The organism is Janthinobacterium leeuwenhoeki (genome assembly GCF_051380795.1).
In the GTDB taxonomy this organism is placed as follows: Bacteria; Pseudomonadota; Gammaproteobacteria; order Burkholderiales; family Burkholderiaceae_D; genus Janthinobacterium.
Genome location: NZ_JBNYXT010000021.1, coordinates 72,281 through 87,073, shown reverse-complemented (window position 1 = coordinate 87,073; position 14,793 = coordinate 72,281). Strand labels below are relative to the sequence as shown.

The following is a 14,793-nucleotide window of genomic DNA, read 5'->3' as shown; positions in this document are numbered from 1 at the left end:
TTTCGTTGCTGAATACTCAGCGACGCTTCCAGCGTGTTTAATGAACCGCCGTATGCGGAACCGCACGTACGGTGGTGTGAGAGGGCGGCTGAGGTAACTCAGCCCCCTACTCGATGACGCGCGCCGTGCCAGCCTGCGTGGCAGTGCCCTGCGTCATTGCCGGGTGCTGCGGCGTGGCCGGGGGTGTTGGCCTGGCGTCTTGCGGCGTGCCTCCGTTGTTTGCCGCCTTGTCCGCCGCCTTGTCTGTCTGGCTGTTGGCGTCGATAAAAGCGCTCATGGCGTCGAGCGTGGGGGCCAGCATGCGCAAGGGGCTGGCCAGCGAGGCGACCAGGGTGGTATGGCTGACCTTGTCGAAATACGTTTCCGTCACGGGCCTGGCCAGCGCCCGCAAGGCCGTGGCCAGGCCACCCGTGTTGCGCTGCGGATTGACCAGCTTGTCCTGCCCTGGCAGGGGAGCGATCAGCAGGGCGGGCGGGGCTTCGGCAGTTACGTGATGGATCGGCTGCGAAGCGGCGGGCGTATCCGGGTAAAAGAAGACGGGTCGGGTGGTGGTGTTTTCGATGGGCAAGAAATCATAGGGGCCGGCCAGGCCTATCCAGCCCCGCAAGTCGTGCGGGCGCATGCCGTGGCGCGCCAGCAGGCTGGCGTCGAGCGCCACCATCGCCGCATTGTAGGCACCGGCGCTATGGCCCATCACGAACAAACGCGCGGGGTCGCCGCCATGGCGGCTGGACTCCATCGCGGCCCAGGCCACGGCGCGGGCCGCATCTTGCAAGATCTCGGGGTAGTGCACGTCCGGATACAGCCGGTAGTCGGCGATCACGGCCATGTAGCCGCGCGCAGCGAGCGCATGGCCAACGAAGGCATAGTCTGCGCGCTCGCCCACCGTCCAGTTGCCGCCATAAAAGAACACCACCACAGGCACAGGCCCCGTGCGGATTTTTGGGGTATATATATCGAGTTTTTGTCGTGGCAGGGGGCCGTAGGCCAGGCCCCGCGTCACTTGCGAGGCGCTGCCGGACGACAGGGCATTGATGGCGGTCAAGGGCGAGCAGGCAGCCAGGACTGTGACCAGCGGGATGGCCGCCAGCAAACCGAGCAATGTGGTGCGCAGGATCGTCATGCTGGCTCCTGATACTTGTTGGTGAAGCTTGCAGTGTAGACCAGGCAGGGCAGGGCGCGCATGGGAAAGTTGCTGTCCGTCATAGATAAATGTTGCATGCGTCAATCAATCCTGCAACAGCCATTTGCGCGCCGTGGCGATGACGGCGTCCGACAAGGTGCGTGTGAGGGGCGTCTGGATATCCCATGCATGCCAGGTCAGGGGTACGTCGAGCGCTTGCCCCGCCGCCACGTCGACCAGCCGGCCGGCGGCCAGCGCCGTTTCCGCCTGCAGCAAGGGCACCATGCCATAGGCATAGCCCGCTTCGATGAAGCGCACGAAGTCGCGTGCCGAACCGAGCACATGGTGCGGATAGCGGCCCGTGTAGCCGAGCCGGTGCTGCAGATAGCGCTCGTGCAGCGCATCCTTGCTGCCAAAGGTGATGGCGGGCGCCTGGCTGACGGCTTCCACCGTAAAACCATGGGGAAACCATTGCTGGGCGAACGCGGGCGATGCCACGCACAAGTAGCGCATGCCGCCCAGCGGCGTGGCCGTGGTGCCGGCCACCAGGTCGTTGGCGCTGGTGACGCAGGCAAACACGCGCCCTTCGCGCAGCTGGCTCAGGGTGTGGTCCTGGTCGTCGAGGCGGATATCGAGCAGGCAGGACGGCGGCGACAGCAGCGGCCCCAGCGCTTCCGGGATCCAGGTGGCGGCGCTGTCGGCGTTGACGGCAATGGCCAGCGCCGGCAACTGCGTGGTGGGTCCAGGCTGGGCGTCGAGCGCCGCCTCGAGCAGCTTGACTTGCCGGTAATGGGCGATCAGGCGCTGGCCCGCTTCCGTGGGCACGGGCGGGTGACTGCGGATGATCAATAAAGTGCCCTCCAGGTTTTCCAGCGTGCGGATACGCTGCGACACGGCCGGCTGGCTGATCGCCAGCGCCTGCGCGGCCTTTTCAAAGCTGCCCAGGCCGATCACGGCGTCGAGGGCGGCCAATCCACGGTAATCGACGACGCGCATAAGATTCTCTTATATATAGTTAGAATCATTCATTATACTTATATTTACTTTTTCTTTACACTGTTGAAATAGGGTAACAACTCCACTCTCCCGCGCGGTCCTCCTGGTTCCGCACCACCCTCCACCTACCTCTGATGACTTTGCCGTTGCCGGCAGAGCGTGGGCGGCCGTGCGCGTGATGGAAAGCAATAGAAAGGAATCGATATGGACAGCGCAATTTTCTTGAAAGGCATGGGGCTCGGAGCGAGCCTGATCGTGGCCATCGGCACGCAAAACGCATTCTTGCTCAAGCAGGGCTTGAAGCGGCATTATGTGCTCACCTGCATCTTGGTCTGCCTGGTCTGCGACGCCATCCTGATCACGGCTGGCGTGGCCGGCATGGGCACCTTCATTGCCGACAATCCCAATTTCCTGCTGTGGGCCAAGGCCGGTGGCGCTACCTTCCTGATCGCCTACGGCTTGCGCGCCGCCAAGTCCGCCTGGCGTCCAACGGCCCTGACGGTGTCGGCCGCCAAGTCGCCCGAAGGCTACTGGGCCGTGATCGGCGCGGCGCTGGCGTTCAGCCTGCTCAATCCGCACGCCTTCCTCGACACGGTCATCCTGCTCGGCTCGATCGGCGGCCAGCATGAAGGCATGGGGCGCTTCTACTTTGCCGGCGGCGCCATCATGGCTTCGGCCCTGTGGTTCTTCCTGCTGGGCTTTGGCGCTCGCTACCTGGCGCCCGTGTTTGCCAAGCCCATGGCTTGGCGCGTGCTCGACGGCATCATCGCCCTCGTGATGTGGGCCATCGCCGCCTCGCTGTTCCTGTAATCAGCGGGTCAGAAAGTTCAGCACGCGGCTGGCCAGTTTGCCATACGGCGGCCACAGCAGTGTCAAAGCGCTGTGGCGGGCCTGGTAAAACACGGGCCGCAGCTTGCTGAAGGTATGAAAACCTTCCACGCCATGGTAGTGGCCCATGCCGGACTCGCCCACGCCGCCGAAGGGCAGATCGTGCTGGCCGACGTGGAACAGGGCGTCGTTGACGGACACGCCGCCTGACATCACGCGGTCGATCAGCCGCTGCACGGTGTCTGCCTGATTGCTGAACGGATAGATGGCCAGCGGGCGTGGCCCCGCATTGATGCTGTCGATCACGGTGTCAAGGTTCGCATAGCCGCGCAGCGGCAGGATGGGGCCGAAAATTTCCCGCGTCAGCAACAGGCAATCTTCGGGCGCATCGAGCACGATGTGCGGCGCGATCTTGCGCGTGGCCCGGTCGTGGCTTGGTCCCGGCAACAGCGAAATCACTTGCGCGCCTCGTTCCCGCGCCTCGTCGAGCGCCAGCAGCAGGCGCTCAAAGGCGGCCTGGTCGATGATGGCGGTGTAGTCGGGGGTGTCCAGCCCGGCATAACGGGCCGGCACGATCTGGCGCGCGTGTTCGACGAAGGCGGCGATGCTGGCTTCTGGCAGCCAGGCGTGATCGACGCTGGTGCAGATCTGCCCCGCGTTCAGGTACTTGACGAACAGGATGCGCTCGGCTGCGGTGCGCAGGGGAAAGTCTGCGCAGACGATGGCCGGCGCCTTGCCGCCCAGCTCCAGGGTGACGGGGCACAGATTGCGCGCGGCCGCCGCCATGACGGCGCGGCCCGTCTGGCCGGAGCCCGTAAACAGCAGGTGGTCGAACGGCAGTTGTGAAAAATCAACACCCACGCCGCCCGTCTCGTCAAAAAACTGCAGTTTTTCCGGCGGGAAGTAGGCGGGCATGGTGTCGATCAGCAGCCGCGCCAGGTGGCGCGAGTTTTCGCTCATCTTGACTATGGCGCGGTTGCCGGCGGCGAAGATATAGGTCAGGGGCACCAGACTCAGATTCACAGGAAAATTCCACGGCACGATGACGCCCACCACGCCCAGCGGCTGGGGAAGCACGCGGTTGCGGGCGCCAGGGAAGGTGCGCCAGTCCACACTGCGGCGCTGCGGCCGCATCCATTTTTTCAAGTGTTTTAATACATGGTCTATGCCGTCGATGGCGGGGAAGATTTCCGCCAGCAAGGTTTCGTGCCGGGCACGATTGCCATAATCGGCGCTGATCGCCGCACATAGTGCATCTTTATGGTCGCGGATGAAGCGCTGCAGGGTCTGCAGGTCGCGTTTGCGCTCGGCAAACGTGGGTATGGGGTGGGCCAGGCAGGCGGCGCGCTGCAAGGCCAGGGCAGCAGCCAGTTCGGGGTTCTTCAATTCCATGTTTTCTGCGACATCAGGCATTGTTTTCCTTGGCCGGCTGGGCAATGTGCGCGCCGTTCCAGCGCACTATAGTCGAGTATTTGCAAAAGTGCCGCCAGCGTGCCGACGGCGCCGTCCGATACGCCGTAAAATGGCCGGCAACTGTACGCTACCCTTTCCAGGAATGCCATGACCTCGACCACGCCAGACTCCCTGCACATCGTGTGCCCCCATTGCGACGCCGTCAACCGCCTGCCGGCCGCGCGCCTGATTGAGCAGCCCACCTGCGGCAAGTGCCAGAAGGATTTATTCATGGGGCAGCCCGTAGACCTGGCCAGCGCCCGTTTCCTCAAGCATATCGAACGCAGCGACATTCCCGTGCTGGTCGATTTCTGGGCGCCCTGGTGCGGCCCCTGCCGCAGCATGGCGCCATTCTATGTGCAAGCCGCCAAGACCCTGGAGCCAGCCTTCCGCGTCGTCAAGGTGAATACGGAAGCGTCGCCGGACCTGGGTAGTCGTTTCAATATCCGCAGTATTCCCACCCTGGCCCTGTTTTTGCGCGGCGTGGAAGTGGCGCGCCAGCCGGGCGCCATCGATGCGCAGGCTATCATCGCCTGGGCCAGGGACAAAGCCCGCTCTTGAGCCGACGGGAAAACCATCACAGCTTTTCATTTGACATGTAGTATGGTGCCATATTATATTGCGCCTTATGATAAGACTCGAACAGAAATACACAGCCCTGCTGGGCGACGTGCAGCGCCGCGCCATCGGTGGGGGAGTGCCGTCAGCCATCGGACAGTTGCGCCTGTGCTTTGAAGCGCTGGGCCTGGCGTCCGCCATCGATGCCGATTGCGCCACGCGCCTGGGCCGGCATGGCTTGTCGGAAGGCAAGTTCGTCTTGCTGTCGCTGCTGCGCGATGTGCCGGAGGGACTCTCGCCGCACGCACTGGCCGAGCGGGCCGGCGTGACGCGCGGCACCATCACGGGCTTGCTCGATGGCCTGGAGCGCGACGGTTTCCTGGCGCGCCACGCGGATCAGGTGGACCGGCGCAAGCTGCTGGTGCGCCTGAGTCCCAAGGGAGAAGCTGCCGCCTCCACCCTGGTCGATGAGCACGCGCAATGGATCGCCAGCCTGTTTGCCGATTTCACGCCGGCAGAAATGCAGTTGTTGAGCGCGCTGCTGGAAAAAGCCTGGCGCAAGACGGACCGGGGTGCGGCATGAGCCGTGGCATCGCCGACATCGCTCCCGCGCGCCTGGCCCTGCTGAACGGGGGAAGCGTGGCCAGCGCCACCCTGACGGAAGGGCTGGCCATCGATTTCGCCCAGTTGCTGGCTGCGGCCGTGCCCGCTATCGGCGCCGCCCGGCTGGAGCAGATGCGCGTGCAGGCCGCAGCCGGCATCACCAGGCGCATGGCGCTGGCGGCGCAATTGCTGCTGGAGGCCGACGCCGACCTGGCGCTGCTGCAAGCGCACCCATCCGACACGGTACGAGGCTGGGCCTGCTTTGCCATCGCCGCCCAAGCCAGCTGGCCCTTGCCGCAACAGCTGGCCGCCATGCGGCCGCTGGCCGACGATGGCCACTTCGGCGTGCGCGAATGGGCCTGGCTGGCGCTGCGGCCCCATCTGGCGGCAAGTCTTGACGAGGCGATTGCCTTGCTGGCGCCATGGACGGGGGATGCGTCGGAAAGAGTGCGCCGCTTTGCTTGCGAAGCGCTGCGCCCGCGCGGCGTGTGGTGCGCGCATATCGCCCGCTTAAAAGAGCAGCCGCAGCTGGCCTTGCCCCTGTTGCAGCCCCTGCGCGCCGACCCGGCCGTCTACGTGCAGGATGCCGTGGCCAACTGGCTCAACGATGCGGCCAAGAGCCAGCCGGACTGGGTGCGCAGCCTGTGCGCGCAATGGCTGCTGGAAAGCCCCGCTGCCGCGACCGTGCGCATCTGCAAGCGCGCCCAGCGCTCGCTGGCCTGACGATTTACTACTCAAGGAGAAACCATGCATTACCTGTTAGAACTGTACAGCCCGAAAGGGGCCTGGCTGGCCCTCGACGGCGCCGCGCGCCAGGCGTATTTCGACACGGTGGGCGCCGGCATGGCGGCCTTGTCGGCCAGCGGCGCCGAAGCGCTCGCCATGGGCGCCATCGATGGCGGCAAGCTGCATGCGGCTACGCAGCAATTCTATGCCGTCTGGCGCTTCCCGGACGAGGCGGCACTGGACGCCTTGCTGGCCGGCATCGCCGCCACGGGCTGGCATGATTACTTCGACACCATCAATGCGGCAGGTCCGGCCGTGGATTTCCCTGCCCACCTGGCACAGCTGGCGGCGGTCTAAGCGTCCGACGTTTTTCCTGCCGCTGCGGTAAAGTTGGCATTTCCATCCGATTATCGACGTTGATGCCAATCAAACTGCTTTCCATCCTCTTGCTTGCCCTGGCGCCCATGCTGGCCTCGGCAGCCCCTGCCACCCCGCAAGCCCTCGTCGCCGCCGCCCGCAAGCAGGTGGGCGTGACCTTGCAGTACGATCCGCGCTATGAACGTCTCGCCTATCCGGGCGGCGACGTGCCGATCGAGCGTGGCGTGTGCACGGACGTGGTCGTGCGCGCTTATCGCCAGCTGGGGCAGGACTTGCAGGTGCTGGTGCACGAAGACATGCGCAAGGCGTGGCAGGTGTACCAGCAGCAGGGACGCTGGCAGATGAAGGGGCCGGACCGCAATATCGACCACCGCCGCGTGCCGAACCTGGGCACGTACTTTGCCCGCCACGGCACCAGCCTGCCGCCAAGCAAGGAAGCGAACGCTTACCGCGCGGGCGACATCGTCACCTGGCGCTTGCCGCGCAACCTCACGCACATCGGCATCGTCAGCGACAAGCAGTCGTGGAGCGGCGTACCGCTCATCATCCACAATATCGGTGAGGGCGCGCGCGAGGAAAATATTTTATTCAGCTATCCGATTACGGGGCACTATCGCTGGCAACCGCGCTGAGGGGCAGGGGCGCCATGTCTTGCAGGATCGCCAGCACACGGGCCAGCGCCGTGTCGATATCGGGCTTGTCGATGGCGCCATAGCCGAGGAACAGGCCTTCATGGCGGGCGGGCCCATGGTAAAAGCTGGCCAGCGCATACAGGCTGACGTCGACCAGGCGAGCACGGCGCAGCAATTCGGCGATGTCGAGCGGCGCTTGCGCCAGGGCCGCCACGTGGAAACCGGCGCTGGCGGGCACCAGGCGTAACCACGGCGACAACAGTCCGTTGAACCAGTGCTGCCCACGCCCACTTTGCCGACCAGCAGTTTTTCCTAGTCCAGCTTTTCATACACGTAGGACACCGTCTTGCGCTGGCCAGCAGGCGCGTGGGTGGCAATTGCTGGCCTGGACGGAAGCGCTGACCCTGTTGCCGCACCTGGTACCGCCTGGCCGTGGGTTTCCGCAAGATGCCCGAATAAATCCTGTGTTCGTTCGCGAACAGACGCCTGGCTGGTGCCTGCGTAGGCTGGCAGGACGATTGATCAGCCAGGGAGTAGCCATGCAAATAGATACCGGGGAAGGCGCCGAAAAGACGCCGCAGCAGGAGGAAGAAGCGCGCCGGGAATTCATCGCCGAACTGTGGCGGCGCTTTGAAACCTTGCAGGAATGGGCTGTCAGCCACTGGCCGGACCAGCAACATCCCTTGAGTTCCGCCGATTTCGTCGAGGCGCGCAAGGAAATCTTGAGTTTGCGTTCGCCGGCCGGGCCGTTGAACCAGCCGTCGCAGCAGAATGAAGCGGAACCGGAGCAGGGCGGGGTGCAATACCAGGATGTGACGCCAGCGCCCTGGCCTTGATTAACTGCTGGGGTCAGACCCGCCGGGTCTGACCCCAGTTTTTACCGGGTTGGTATGCGTGACTTTACTTCGCTGCGACTTCCGCAGAACCGCCCTGCGCAAACACCCAGCACAATAAACTCACCAGCAGTCCCGCCATCACGCCATACGCCAGGTTCAGCGCGCTGTCGAACAGCAGTGGTGCCAGCAGGCCCGAGACCAGCGCGAACAGCAGCATCTGGATGAACGACTGCATCGACGACGCCAGGCCGCTGTTGTTGGGAAAGTGGTTCAGCGCCATCAAGGTCATCGGCGGCATGGCGATGGACAGGGCGAACGAGTAGAAGAACAGGGGCAGCACGGCCCATGGCACTTCGGCGGCAAAGACATAGTTGTAGCCGATGTTGGCCAGCGCGGCAATGAGCATCAGGATGAAGCCGGCCCAGATCATCTGGCGCTGGCTGTAGCGGTGGGCGATTTTTGCCGACAGGGCCGAACCGAACACCATGCCGCTGATCAGCGGAATGAACAGCCAGGCGAACGCCGTCTCCGGCAGGTGCAGGATGTTGATGATGAAGTAGGCGGCCGAGCCGATATACAAGGCGAAGCCGCCAAAGGCGGCGCCGATGGCCGTCGACAGCAGCAGGAACTGGCGGTGGCACAGCACTTTCCAGTAATTGACGGCGATGTCGCCCAGGTGGAAGGCATGGCGCTGCTCCTTCGGCAAGCTTTCCGGCAGCGCGCGCCAGACGACGATGAACATCAGCACGCCGAAGGCCGTCAGGAACCAGAAGATCCAGCGCCAGCCCAGGCCCACTTGCAGCCAGCCGCCCAGCACGGGCGCAATCGCCGGCGCCAGGGCGAATACCATCATGATGTGCGAGAGGATTTTCTGCGCGGCGGCGCCCGAATAGCGGTCTTGCACGATGGCGCGACCGATGACGGAGCCGGCGCCCGCCGACAGGCCCTGCAGCACGCGCCAGGCCAGCAGCCAGCCCAGCGACGGCGCCAGCGCGGCGCCCACGGAAGCGATCACATACAGCACCAGCGAGACGAGAATTACGGGACGGCGGCCGAAGGAGTCGGACAGGGTGCCGTAAAACAGCATCATGAAGGCGAACGTGAACAGGAAAAAGCTCAGGGTTTGCTGCACCAGCAGGGGGCTGGCATTGAAATCGTGCACGATGGCGGGGAAAGACGGCAGATAGGTGTCAATTGCAAGCGGTCCGACCATCGCCAGGCCCGCCAAAATCCAGGTTAATAATTTAGTCATGTTGAAGAGTGTTTTTGTTAGTCCGTCATTTTACGCTAGTGACTGGAATCGGGTTTGATGCCGGCCTTGTTTGCCATCCATATGCGTTTTTCACATATGGAATCTTGGAATTCTTCGTTTGCATCGCCAGCCGCCACCGCTAAGCTGCGGCGACCCGGCTTGTTTGCCGTTTTCTGGAAGTGATACGCCATGCACAGCATTGATCCCGCAGCGCCCGCCGACGACACGGCCCAGTGGAACCTGGGCCCCCTGATCCAGGCCCTGCGCAGCTCGCGCGAAGACAAGCACAAGATCCGCCATAACGGCCGGGTGCGCGAACTGCCGTCGCGCGAAGCGCTCACCACCATCGTCAACGGCTTGTCGGCTGCCCTGTTCCCCACGCATTACGGGCGGCCCAACCTGACGGATGAAAGCATCGACTATTTTGTCGGCGATACCCTCAACACCACCTTGAACCGCCTCAGCGAGCAGGTGCGGCGCGGCCTGTTATTTTCTGTACCGGCTGGCGAGGAGCCGCATGCCGCCAGCGACGATGCGGCGCTGGCGCAGCAGGCACGCGACATCACGCGCGCCTTCGCCGCCAGCCTGCCCGATATCCGCGCGCTGCTGGTGTCGGACGTGCAGGCCGCCTACGCGGGCGACCCGGCCGCCACCTCGGTGGCCGAGATCATGCTGTGCTATCCGGGCACCATCGCCATCTTGTACCACCGCCTGGCGCACCGTCTGCATGCCCTGGGTGCGCCATTCCTGGCGCGCCTGATCGCCGACATCGCGCACACGCTGACGGGCATCGACATCCACCCGGGCGCACACATTGGCGCCTCCTTCTTCATCGATCATGGCACGGGTGTCGTGATCGGCGAGACGGCCATCATCGGCCAGCGCGTGCGCCTGTACCAAGCCGTCACCCTGGGGGCCAAGCGTTTTCCGGCCGATGCGTCCGGCGTGCTGATCAAAGGCACGCCGCGCCACCCCATCGTCGAGGATGACGTGGTGATTTACGCGGGCGCGACCGTGCTGGGGCGCATCACCATCGGCGCCGGATCGACCATCGGGGGGAATGTGTGGCTGACGCAGAGTGTGCCGCCAGAAAGCAATGTATCGCAGGCGCAGATGCGCAACGATTGAGAAGAATGGAGGGGACAACGAACCCCAGCGCAGAAACCGGGGTCGTACCCTCAGGGTACGACCCCGGTATTTGCAGTTGGGCTTACTTCACCGTCAGCGCTTCATAGCGCGCCACGGGCACGCCATCCTTCAGCAGCAGCAATTCCTGGTCGGCGTAGCGGTAGCCGTTGACTTCGCCCAGGGTGGTCAGGAGCAGGCGCTCCAGGTCCATGTCCTGCGGCTGGCACATCATCATGGTGCCGGCCATCTGTCCAAAGTTCAAGGTGCTGATGCCATCGCTGGTATAGCCGCCCATCATCTGGTTGCAGCCGCTGTTGCCGCTGGCGCGGCCTTCGGCCAGCAGCAGGGTCACGTCGCGCTGCTCGGGCGCCTTGCGCACCACTTGCTTGCCCTTCAATTCCTTCAGCTTCCACTGCGTGCCCATCAGCTTCGGCGCCGGCTTGGCGGGCGAGGTGGCGCCTGGCGCGGCGGCAGCAGCGTCGCTGTGCACGGGCGTTTGCGCGCAGCCGGCGGTGATGGCGACGATGGCGGCGAGGGGGATCAGTCTGGCGAGTGTGAACATGGCATTTCCTTCTTTAAATGAATGGCGCCAGCGTAGCAGATCGGCGCCACGCCAGCGTGCACGGTTGATAAGTTCATGGTTGTTTTTCCTGTTCCAGGCGCGCGTCAAGCAAGGTACGCGCCGCCGCCACGTAGGCGTGGCAGGCCTGCGGATCGACAAAGGCATCGCTGCCGCCCGTAACGCTCGCTTCCAGCCTTTCCCACAATTGCGACGCTTCCGGGTGGGCCGAAACGAGCACGTCGCAGGGCAGTTTTTCCAGGGTCTCGAAGCTATGCCGCAAGTCCGCCACCGCGTTTGGATACTCGCTGCTGGCGCTGAACTTGAAGCCGGGGCGCGAGACGGCGTTGATGCTGTCGGCGTAGACCATGTTCAGGCAGCGGGGGCCGTCGCACGATTGCCAGGTCCAGCTCAGGCCTCCGGGCGTGTGGCCTGGCGTAGCATGCGCCGTCAGATTGACGGGGCCGACATTGAACTGGCCGCCATCGCGCGCCAGGCGCATGTCCTTGACGGGCGGGTACTTGGGCAGCGCGTGGTATTGCGGGTCATCGGGGCCCACTTCGCCCGACGCCAGGTCCAGCGCGGCCGAGGGGCTGGCGGCTACCAGCGCATTGCTGCGCCGCTGCAGTTCGGCCAGGCCGCCCGCATGGTCGATATGGCCGTGCGAATTGAGGATCAGCTTGACGTCCTCGATGCGAAAGCCCAGCGCGGCGATACTGGCGATGATCTTGGGCGCCGATTCCGGCAAGCCGCCATCGATCAGCACATGGCCCTGCGGTGACGTCACCAGCACGGAACTGAGGCCTTTCACGCCCACATAATAGGTATTGCCGAAAATGCGGAACGGCGCCTGGTCGGCATTCCAGGTGGCGCAGATATCGCAGCCTGGCGTCTGCGCCACTGCCAGGGAGCCATGGCCTGCCAGCAGCGCCAGTACCAGCGCGCGTGTAAGAGTGAGGGGCATTGCGATCCTTATCCGTGTTGCCAGGGTGGCGTATGCTGACATGGAACGGGGCGCGACGCAAACGTTTACAGGGAGGCAGGCGGTGCGGCGCCAGTGTCCTTGTAGACCAGTTCGATCAAGGTATCGTCCGCATAGCGGGTGTCGCCCAAGGGGGCCAGGAAGGACGTGCCGCCATTTTTCACCTGCAGCGCGACGCGGCGCCCGCCATCGAGCAGGGTGGCGCTGGCGATGGCCGGATCGCTGTACGTGCTCATCTTGAGTTCAACGGCGGAGCACCAGTCGGTGGTGCGCAGCTTGGTGGCGACCAGGGTGCGTAGCAAGAAGGGCGTCTCTTTCTTGGCAATGGCGATGCCGACCTGGCACTGCAGGCGCAGGTCGCCCAGGCGGCGCATGCCGGGCGGTACATCGTCGCTGCGGACGCTGGCTTGCCAGCGGTACGCGTCCTTCTTCCTGTTGGTGACCAGGTCCGCGTCTTCGCGCTCGGCTTGCGCGCTGCGCGGCAGCGTAAAACTGCCGTCGGCGGCCAGGGACAGGACGATTGAGGTTTCATTGCCGGCGATACGCAAGCTCAGATCCTGCATGGCGTTGTCCGGTGCGCCGGGGCCGGGAATCAGCTGGAAGCGCACTTCGGGTGCCCTGGGCGCCAGTGCATGGTGGTCGTCAAAGGCATCGAGGCCCGCGGTCATCACGCGGTAGGACTTGAGTTCCGGGTTGCGGATGCTGCTGACGTGGATGGACTGGCTGGTGTCGACCGCTGCGTCGGCAGGTGTGTCAGCCTGCGTATCCGCGTGAGCTGCGATGTGGCTGAGGGCAAGGATGGCGAGAACGGGAAGGAAAGGAAGATGCACGTAGCCGCCTGTTTGTTTTCAAGATGGCAAACTAACATGAATGCCCAGGCTTGTCACTGGCGGCGGCGCCATGGGCTCAGATCGCGTGTGCAGGGACGGGGTAGGGCCACGTCGCAATGCGCGTGCGGCGGGCCGACGCGGGTCACAACTTAGTTCACTCTGATGTGATGACGACTAAATAATGCTTTGAAGAACTGTTCAACCATAACCGATGATTCAGGGGATTGCAGTTCAATCCCTCCAAATCGATAAACCTCATAACCTGCCAATTTGAGTTCCCGGTCTCCTGCCGCCAATCGAGCATACCGGCGCGTGTCAGCTCGGTAGGTATCGTCGGCGTAGTGTTGAATCCCGTCAACCTCAATTACGATCCTAGCACCGCCAGGGAGAAGAAGTAGGAAGTCCATACGATGGTTGAGTAGTGCGTGCACACCACGCTGTGCCACTGTCTTAGGATCCCAGTGTAACCAGACCTCTGGTATTAGCGCTGGCAAATCCGGAATCTCCTTCCCGAATGCGCTGTAGAACGATGTGAACAGTAAGCGCTGGGGTGGTGAAGATTTTGGCAAGCAAGACAATAGTCTTTGATACAACGTCTTTTTCGCAGCTTGCTTGTCCTTTTCCATCGATATATCGGCCCACCATTGCTGTAAGTCTTTCCAGCGCAGGCCTTCCACGCCTATTGGCCTGTCATAGAAGAGGCAGTCGTTTGCATTTGACACAATTTCGACATCGTTGTTTACGGCGTCTCTGAAACGAATGTCTGGTTTGATGGAGGATGCGAAGATAAGGTTTTTCGGCCGAGCGCGTGCTGTATGCAGGGCTACCAGGCTGAAGACCGGGTAGCCTTCGTGCTCGTCTGTGTGACGCATCTCTACGCCACATGCCTTAAGAGGTACATTCATCGCCGCTACGATGGACATCTGGTGCTCGATGTCAATTTGGACGTCTGCCGAGGTGAGGCCTTTGAGAAAGACACTAAATCGATTATCAGAAAGGTCAAACGCCGTCAGATAGTCGAATAACCATTCGACGTTGGCGTCTTCCTCATTGCGGACAAAATGTCGAAAAATTTCTCCGAGTACTCCAGTAGGCTCGCTAGTTAAAGATGTCCAGTTTACTGTCTCGTAGATGACAAACACATCTTTGAGTAGTTGAGCAAAGCTCTCCCAATGGTGAAAGAGCACGAGTGACTGCAGTGCGCGTGCGACTTCGCGACGGTGCCGTTTCGGTATAACAACAACTGGCGTATCGCCCCAAAGGATGTCTTGGACGTCATTACGCACTTGAGGAATCAAGTGCCGCCGGTCGACCAATCCTTGCGCGAAGCGGGGGACATCTATATCTTCCAAAGCATCGAAAGCGGCGTGCCAGCGGTCTCGCTTACTGCCTACGTCGTCCGGAACGGGCAGCCCTAACTCAATGCAGCGTTCCGGTATAAACGTGTTTGTACAGTGATCTTTGAAATCGCCGACGATAGGACGCAGTAGGTCGCGTAGAGCAGGAATATCCATTTGGTCGAGTTGGTCAGAGGACTAACCAATTTTACTCTACGACGGACAACGGTAGGCGAGTTGCCGAGCTACACGGGCAGAAGTAACTCTCAAGCGTAGGCCTTTCGTGCAGTGTGCGAGTGCGAGTACGACCTGGCCAGCAACAGGAGACCCGTGTCGGAGCTAGTGGCCGTCTGCTGCTCATCTCATCAAGTGTCCGGAATTGGCGAAACCCTATGGCGAGATATATCTTTATCTATTCCGCACGGCGGTTCCAAACGCCAGCAGCGGGGACTTCACTTCGGCGTTAGTACGGGTGCGGGCCAGGCCGGGCAAGGCGGCGAGGGCGGTGCCGCTGGCTGCCAGTTGCAAGATGGTTCTGCGTTTCATGGTGTCCTTGGATGTGGGGAAGGGGAG

General features: G+C 62.9%; 18 protein-coding genes. 8 read left to right on the top strand and 10 right to left on the bottom strand.

Annotated features, from left to right (window positions below):
- Positions 1-106: 106 nt before the first annotated feature.
- Both ACQ4WS_RS16850 and ACQ4WS_RS16845 read right to left on the bottom strand, forming a co-directional pair.
- Positions 107-1,123 carry an alpha/beta hydrolase gene (locus ACQ4WS_RS16850; protein ID WP_436478107.1) on the bottom strand — a complete coding sequence of 339 codons (1,017 nt, stop codon included), beginning with the start codon at positions 1,121-1,123 and terminating at the stop codon, positions 107-109.
- A gap of 105 nt (positions 1,124-1,228) precedes the next feature.
- Positions 1,229-2,119 (bottom strand): LysR family transcriptional regulator ArgP, encoded by an 891-nt coding sequence (locus ACQ4WS_RS16845; RefSeq protein ID WP_436478105.1) that lies wholly within the window; start codon positions 2,117-2,119, stop codon positions 1,229-1,231.
- Positions 2,120-2,323: 204 nt separating this feature from the next.
- Here ACQ4WS_RS16845 and ACQ4WS_RS16840 point away from each other — a divergent pair, with 204 nt between their 5' ends.
- The gene (locus ACQ4WS_RS16840; RefSeq protein WP_131686719.1) at positions 2,324-2,929 is read left to right on the top strand and encodes a LysE/ArgO family amino acid transporter; all 606 of its coding nucleotides are present in this window, start codon (positions 2,324-2,326) and stop codon (positions 2,927-2,929) included.
- Here the strand turns inward: ACQ4WS_RS16840 and ACQ4WS_RS16835 are convergent, their stop codons facing one another.
- A complete protein-coding gene (locus ACQ4WS_RS16835) occupies positions 2,930-4,360 on the bottom strand; it encodes a coniferyl aldehyde dehydrogenase (RefSeq protein WP_436478103.1) in 1,431 nt (476 codons plus the stop codon).
- 147 nt (positions 4,361-4,507) lie between these two features.
- Here ACQ4WS_RS16835 and trxC point away from each other — a divergent pair, with 147 nt between their 5' ends.
- The 5 genes from trxC to ACQ4WS_RS16810 all read left to right on the top strand — a co-directional run bounded on the left by trxC (position 4,508) and on the right by ACQ4WS_RS16810 (position 7,296).
- On the top strand, positions 4,508-4,960 hold the full coding sequence (gene trxC / locus ACQ4WS_RS16830; protein WP_436478101.1) for a thioredoxin TrxC: 453 nt from the start codon (positions 4,508-4,510) through the stop codon (positions 4,958-4,960).
- 70 nt (positions 4,961-5,030) lie between these two features.
- Positions 5,031-5,540, top strand: coding sequence for a MarR family winged helix-turn-helix transcriptional regulator (locus ACQ4WS_RS16825; RefSeq protein WP_436478113.1), 510 nt, complete (start codon positions 5,031-5,033; stop codon positions 5,538-5,540).
- Complete coding sequence (locus ACQ4WS_RS16820; RefSeq protein WP_436478099.1) at positions 5,537-6,283, top strand: HEAT repeat domain-containing protein; 747 nt, start codon at positions 5,537-5,539, stop codon at positions 6,281-6,283. The genes ACQ4WS_RS16825 and ACQ4WS_RS16820 overlap by 4 nt, the downstream gene beginning before the upstream one ends.
- 24 nt (positions 6,284-6,307) lie before the next feature.
- Positions 6,308-6,643: a DUF6616 family protein gene (locus ACQ4WS_RS16815; protein WP_436478097.1), complete on the top strand. Its 336-nt coding sequence runs from the start codon at positions 6,308-6,310 to the stop codon at positions 6,641-6,643.
- 62 nt (positions 6,644-6,705) lie between these two features.
- Entirely contained in the window at positions 6,706-7,296 is a 591-nt protein-coding gene (locus ACQ4WS_RS16810) for a DUF1287 domain-containing protein (protein WP_436478095.1), read from the top strand.
- Here ACQ4WS_RS16810 and ACQ4WS_RS16805 read toward each other — a convergent pair.
- Positions 7,265-7,555, bottom strand: coding sequence for a hypothetical protein (locus ACQ4WS_RS16805; protein ID WP_436478093.1), 291 nt, complete (start codon positions 7,553-7,555; stop codon positions 7,265-7,267). The two genes, ACQ4WS_RS16810 and ACQ4WS_RS16805, sit on opposite strands and share 32 nt — an antisense overlap.
- A gap of 280 nt (positions 7,556-7,835) precedes the next feature.
- Here ACQ4WS_RS16805 and ACQ4WS_RS16800 point away from each other — a divergent pair, with 280 nt between their 5' ends.
- Positions 7,836-8,132, top strand: a complete 297-nt coding sequence (locus ACQ4WS_RS16800) for a hypothetical protein (RefSeq protein ID WP_436478091.1) — start codon at positions 7,836-7,838, stop codon at positions 8,130-8,132.
- 64 nt (positions 8,133-8,196) lie between these two features.
- Here ACQ4WS_RS16800 and ACQ4WS_RS16795 read toward each other — a convergent pair whose 3' ends face one another.
- Complete coding sequence (locus ACQ4WS_RS16795) at positions 8,197-9,384, bottom strand: multidrug effflux MFS transporter (protein ID WP_436478089.1); 1,188 nt, start codon at positions 9,382-9,384, stop codon at positions 8,197-8,199.
- A gap of 189 nt (positions 9,385-9,573) precedes the next feature.
- Here ACQ4WS_RS16795 and epsC point away from each other — a divergent pair, with 189 nt between their 5' ends.
- A complete protein-coding gene (gene epsC / locus ACQ4WS_RS16790) occupies positions 9,574-10,512 on the top strand; it encodes a serine O-acetyltransferase EpsC (RefSeq protein ID WP_436478087.1) in 939 nt (312 codons plus the stop codon).
- Positions 10,513-10,594: 82 nt separating this feature from the next.
- Here epsC and ACQ4WS_RS16785 read toward each other — a convergent pair whose 3' ends face one another.
- The 5 genes from ACQ4WS_RS16785 to ACQ4WS_RS16765 form a co-directional block, all read right to left on the bottom strand.
- Positions 10,595-11,074: an META domain-containing protein gene (locus ACQ4WS_RS16785; RefSeq protein ID WP_436478085.1), complete on the bottom strand. Its 480-nt coding sequence runs from the start codon at positions 11,072-11,074 to the stop codon at positions 10,595-10,597.
- Between the two features lie 73 nt (positions 11,075-11,147).
- On the bottom strand, positions 11,148-12,035 hold the full coding sequence (bla, locus tag ACQ4WS_RS16780) for a subclass B3 metallo-beta-lactamase (RefSeq protein ID WP_436478083.1): 888 nt from the start codon (positions 12,033-12,035) through the stop codon (positions 11,148-11,150).
- Between the two features lie 65 nt (positions 12,036-12,100).
- Complete coding sequence (locus ACQ4WS_RS16775; protein ID WP_436478081.1) at positions 12,101-12,883, bottom strand: hypothetical protein; 783 nt, start codon at positions 12,881-12,883, stop codon at positions 12,101-12,103.
- Between the two features lie 149 nt (positions 12,884-13,032).
- Positions 13,033-14,397, bottom strand: a complete 1,365-nt coding sequence (locus tag ACQ4WS_RS16770) for an AbiJ-related protein (protein ID WP_436478079.1) — start codon at positions 14,395-14,397, stop codon at positions 13,033-13,035.
- A 231-nt stretch (positions 14,398-14,628) separates the two neighbouring features.
- Positions 14,629-14,766, bottom strand: coding sequence for a hypothetical protein (locus ACQ4WS_RS16765; RefSeq protein ID WP_436478077.1), 138 nt, complete (start codon positions 14,764-14,766; stop codon positions 14,629-14,631).
- Positions 14,767-14,793: the final 27 nt, after the last annotated feature.

Bases quoted from the DNA above. Each gene is read 5' to 3' on its own strand.
- ACQ4WS_RS16850 (WP_436478107.1), bottom strand. From the start codon at position 1,123: ATGACGATCCTGCGCACCACATTGCTCGGTTTGCTGGCGGCCATCCCG.
- ACQ4WS_RS16845 (WP_436478105.1), bottom strand. From the start codon at position 2,119: ATGCGCGTCGTCGATTACCGTGGATTGGCCGCCCTCGACGCCGTGATC.
- ACQ4WS_RS16840 (WP_131686719.1), top strand. From the start codon at position 2,324: ATGGACAGCGCAATTTTCTTGAAAGGCATGGGGCTCGGAGCGAGCCTG.
- ACQ4WS_RS16835 (WP_436478103.1), bottom strand. From the start codon at position 4,360: ATGCCTGATGTCGCAGAAAACATGGAATTGAAGAACCCCGAACTGGCT.
- trxC (WP_436478101.1), top strand. From the start codon at position 4,508: ATGACCTCGACCACGCCAGACTCCCTGCACATCGTGTGCCCCCATTGC.
- ACQ4WS_RS16820 (WP_436478099.1), top strand. From the start codon at position 5,537: ATGAGCCGTGGCATCGCCGACATCGCTCCCGCGCGCCTGGCCCTGCTG.
- ACQ4WS_RS16815 (WP_436478097.1), top strand. From the start codon at position 6,308: ATGCATTACCTGTTAGAACTGTACAGCCCGAAAGGGGCCTGGCTGGCC.
- ACQ4WS_RS16810 (WP_436478095.1), top strand. From the start codon at position 6,706: ATGCCAATCAAACTGCTTTCCATCCTCTTGCTTGCCCTGGCGCCCATG.
- ACQ4WS_RS16800 (WP_436478091.1), top strand. From the start codon at position 7,836: ATGCAAATAGATACCGGGGAAGGCGCCGAAAAGACGCCGCAGCAGGAG.
- ACQ4WS_RS16795 (WP_436478089.1), bottom strand. From the start codon at position 9,384: ATGACTAAATTATTAACCTGGATTTTGGCGGGCCTGGCGATGGTCGGA.
- epsC (WP_436478087.1), top strand. From the start codon at position 9,574: ATGCACAGCATTGATCCCGCAGCGCCCGCCGACGACACGGCCCAGTGG.
- ACQ4WS_RS16785 (WP_436478085.1), bottom strand. From the start codon at position 11,074: ATGTTCACACTCGCCAGACTGATCCCCCTCGCCGCCATCGTCGCCATC.
- bla (WP_436478083.1), bottom strand. From the start codon at position 12,035: ATGCCCCTCACTCTTACACGCGCGCTGGTACTGGCGCTGCTGGCAGGC.
- ACQ4WS_RS16770 (WP_436478079.1), bottom strand. From the start codon at position 14,397: ATGGATATTCCTGCTCTACGCGACCTACTGCGTCCTATCGTCGGCGAT.
- ACQ4WS_RS16765 (WP_436478077.1), bottom strand. From the start codon at position 14,766: ATGAAACGCAGAACCATCTTGCAACTGGCAGCCAGCGGCACCGCCCTC.